The 3,487-nt window shown below is 44.9% G+C and carries 3 protein-coding genes; 2 read left to right on the top strand and 1 reads right to left on the bottom strand.

All coding sequences use genetic code 11. The annotated features are described in order from the left end of the window. Positions 1-19: 19 nt before the first annotated feature. Entirely contained in the window at positions 20-2,023 is a 2,004-nt protein-coding gene (locus OGM63_RS11035; protein ID WP_263745581.1) for an ABC transporter ATP-binding/substrate-binding protein, read from the top strand. A gap of 41 nt (positions 2,024-2,064) precedes the next feature. Here OGM63_RS11035 and OGM63_RS11030 read toward each other — a convergent pair whose 3' ends face one another. Next, on the bottom strand, positions 2,065-2,454 hold the full coding sequence (locus tag OGM63_RS11030) for a hypothetical protein (protein WP_263745579.1): 390 nt from the start codon (positions 2,452-2,454) through the stop codon (positions 2,065-2,067). On the opposite strand from OGM63_RS11030, the gene OGM63_RS11025 reads away from it, so the two are divergent. Then, on the top strand, positions 2,449-3,306 hold the full coding sequence (locus OGM63_RS11025; RefSeq protein ID WP_263745578.1) for a nitrate ABC transporter ATP-binding protein: 858 nt from the start codon (positions 2,449-2,451) through the stop codon (positions 3,304-3,306). The two genes, OGM63_RS11030 and OGM63_RS11025, sit on opposite strands and share 6 nt — an antisense overlap. Positions 3,307-3,487: the final 181 nt, after the last annotated feature.

Genomic DNA, 3,487 nt, shown 5'->3' with positions numbered 1-3,487 from the left:
CCCCCACTCCTAAATTGCCATGTCTATCTTTGTTGCCGTTGATCAAATTGATAAAGTTTTTGAATTAACCGGCGGTGGTAAATATATCGCCCTCAAAGGTATTAATCTGGAGATTAAAAAAGGAGAATTCGTTTCTCTTATTGGTCACTCCGGTTGCGGTAAATCGACTTTGTTAAATATGATTGCCGGTCTAGATTTGCCAACTGAAGGTGTTGTGACTTTGGAAGGACAAAGAATCACCAAACCGGGTCCAGACAGAATGGTGGTGTTTCAAAATTATTCGCTGTTACCTTGGCGGACTGTCAGAGAAAATATTACCTTGGCTGTAGACTCAGTGATGAAGGGTTTACCGGCAGGTGAACGCAAAGCAATTATCGAAAAACATATCGATATGGTGGGTTTGCGTACCCACGCAGATAAACAACCAGGTATGTTATCTGGTGGACAAAAACAACGGGTAGCGATCGCTCGCGCTTTGGCGATTCGTCCTAAGTTACTATTGCTAGATGAGCCATTTGGTGCATTGGATGCACTCACACGGGGCAATTTGCAAGAACAACTAATGCAAATTTGTCAAGAAAATGAAGTTACTGCCGTGATGGTGACACACGATGTCGATGAGGCAGTGCTGTTGTCTGACAGAATTGTCATGTTGACCAATGGACCAGAATCGAAAATTGGTGACATTTTAGAAGTCGATATTCCCAGACCCCGCAAGCGGATGGAAGTTGTGGAACATCCGAGTTACTACAGCTTGCGAAGTGAGATGATTTACTTCCTCAACCAGCAAAAACGCATCAAGAAAATTAGAGCGCGGAAAACTGCGGCGATCGCCCGTCATGGCTTAGAAAAAGTTAATCTAGAAATTGGCTTTTTACCCCTGACTGCTTGCGCTCCTTTAGCGATCGCACTTGAAAAAGGCTTCTTTGCCAAACATGGTTTAGATGAAGTCAGCCTCGTGCGCGAAAGCAGCTGGCGTGGTATCGTTGATGGCATGACCGGCGGTTATTTAGATGCAGCGCAAATGCCCTCAGGGATGCCGATGTGGTTGACCTTAGGAGGACATAACAACCAACCTTTGCCCGTGGTTACTGCCCTCACCATGACCCGCAACGGTAACGCCATCACCTTGGCGAGACACTTCTATGAAGAAGGTGTGCAAAGCTTATCAGACTTCAAAAATTACCTGCTTCGCACCCGCAACTTACGCCACACAATGGGCGTAGTGCATCCCGCATCAATGCATAATTTGTTACTGCGCTACTGGTTAGCGGCTGGGGGAATTGACCCCGATTTAGACGTGGATATGAAGACCATTCCCCCAGCGCAGATGGTCGCAGACTTGAAAGCCGGCAGTATAGATGGTTACTGCGTGGGTGAACCTTGGAACTATCGCGCTGCGGTGGAACAAGTTGGCTTTACCATTGCTACCGACTTAGAAGTTTGGTTTGGACATCCTGGTAAAGTTCTCGGTGTGCGGGAAGATTGGGCAGAAAATTACCCCAATACTCACATCGCTTTAACCAAAGCTTTGCTAGAAGCTTGTTATTACTGTGCAATTCCGGAAAATGCCCAAGAAATTCGGCAAATTTTAGCACGGCGGGAGTATGTCAGCAACGATATTGAGTACATTCAAATCGAAGATCCGAATAATGCTACCTGTAGCTTAGATTATCCACTGCGGGATTATGCCCATCATCAATTTTACTCTGATTCTGCCATCAATCGTCCCAGTCGCACCGAGCAAATTTGGATCATGAGTCAATTAGCGCGTTGGGGTGATACTCCCTTCCCTAGAAACTGGGTGGAAGTTGTCGAAAGAGTGTGTCGAGTTCGCGTCTTCAGCACCGCTGCCCGTGAGTTAGGTTTAGATATTAGCTACACTCGTAAACCGATTCAATTGTTCGATGGAACTCCGTTTAATGCTGACGATCCGATATCTTATCTCAACAGCTTGCAGATTAAACGTGATGTTTCTGTGGCTGAGGTTATTCTTGATACACCCACGAGAAAAGTAGCGTAGTAAGCACGGAGAGTGCAGAGTGCGTCCTCAACCGCCAGGAACTATAAGTTCCTGGCTAATAGCTCAAGTCCACTTAAGTGGACTGAAAGTATTACAAATGAAATATTCAGTCCACTTAAGTGGACTTGAGCTATTAGACTGGGGTTTATAACCCCAGGCGGTTGTTGGGACTCACTTAAAACCTGAACGATGAGCTTCTGAACTCGAACGATGAGCTTCTGAACCTGAACGATGAGCTTCTGAACTCGAACGATGAGCTTCTGAACCTGAACGATGAGCTTCTGAACCTGAACGATGAGCTTCTGAACCTGAACGATGAGCTTCTGAACCTGAACGATGAGCTTCTGAACTCGAACGATGAGCTTCTGAACTCGAACGATGAGCTTCTGAACCCGAACCTTGAACTTTTTAACTTTTAAAACATCATGCAAAACCGCACTTTAAGAGCAACCAACATCGGACAACCATTAAATACTCAAATTAACGATGTCCGCAAGCCTTTTTTAGAAATTAAAGATGTTTGCAAAGTATATCCGACCAAAAAAGGACCCTTCACCGTACTTGATGGTGTTAATCTGAATGTGGGACAGGGGGAATTTATTTGCCTCATCGGTCACTCTGGCTGTGGCAAATCGACCCTGTTAAATATGGTATCGGGTTTTAACTTTCCCAGTTCCGGACAAGTGCTGCTAGAAGGAAAACCGATTACTAAACCGGGTCCCGATCGCATGGTTGTCTTCCAAAATTATGCCTTGTTACCTTGGCGGACTGCTTTTGAAAATATATACTTGGCTGTTAATGCGGTTTCTCCCAACAAACCCGAAGCCGAAAAAAGAGCGATCGTCCGCGATCATTTAGCGATGGTGGGACTAGCTGACGCGATGGACAAAAAGCCACCGCAGATGTCTGGGGGTATGAGACAGCGGGTTTCTATCGCTCGTGCTTTGGCTATTCGTCCGAAAGTGTTAATTTTAGATGAACCTTTTGGAGCGCTAGATGCGATCACCAAAGAAGAATTACAAGAAGAATTGTTAAAAATCTGGGGTGATAACCGCTGTACAGTGTTGATGATTACCCATGATATCGATGAAGCGCTCTTTTTAGCAGACAAATTGGTGATGATGACCAATGGACCACATGCGAAGATTGGCGAAGTGATGCCTATTCCATTTTCGCGTCCACGCGATCGCTCTCGCATTATGGAAGATCCGCAATATTATCAACTGCGTAACTATGCTTTAGACTTCCTCTTTAACCGCTTTGCCCATGATGATGTAGGTTAACATCTTTTCACAGAACGACCCAAGCACTCAAGTTAAAAGTTAAAGGCAATTTTTTCTTTTAATAATTGCTTTTTTCTTTTGTAGTGAGGACTGAAGTCCTCATCAAGAGAGCAAAGGACTTCAGTCCTGACTACGAGCAAGTTTTATTATGGGTGATTGACCAGACATAATATAAGTGGTT

The organism is Plectonema radiosum NIES-515 (assembly GCF_025753815.1).
GTDB lineage: Bacteria > Cyanobacteriota > Cyanobacteriia > Cyanobacteriales > Nostocaceae > Hassallia > Hassallia radiosum_A.
This window is presented reverse-complemented; position numbering and strand designations above follow the sequence as displayed.

Bases quoted from the DNA above. Each gene is read 5' to 3' on its own strand.
- OGM63_RS11035 (WP_263745581.1), top strand. From the start codon at position 20: ATGTCTATCTTTGTTGCCGTTGATCAAATTGATAAAGTTTTTGAATTA.
- OGM63_RS11025 (WP_263745578.1), top strand. From the start codon at position 2,449: ATGCAAAACCGCACTTTAAGAGCAACCAACATCGGACAACCATTAAAT.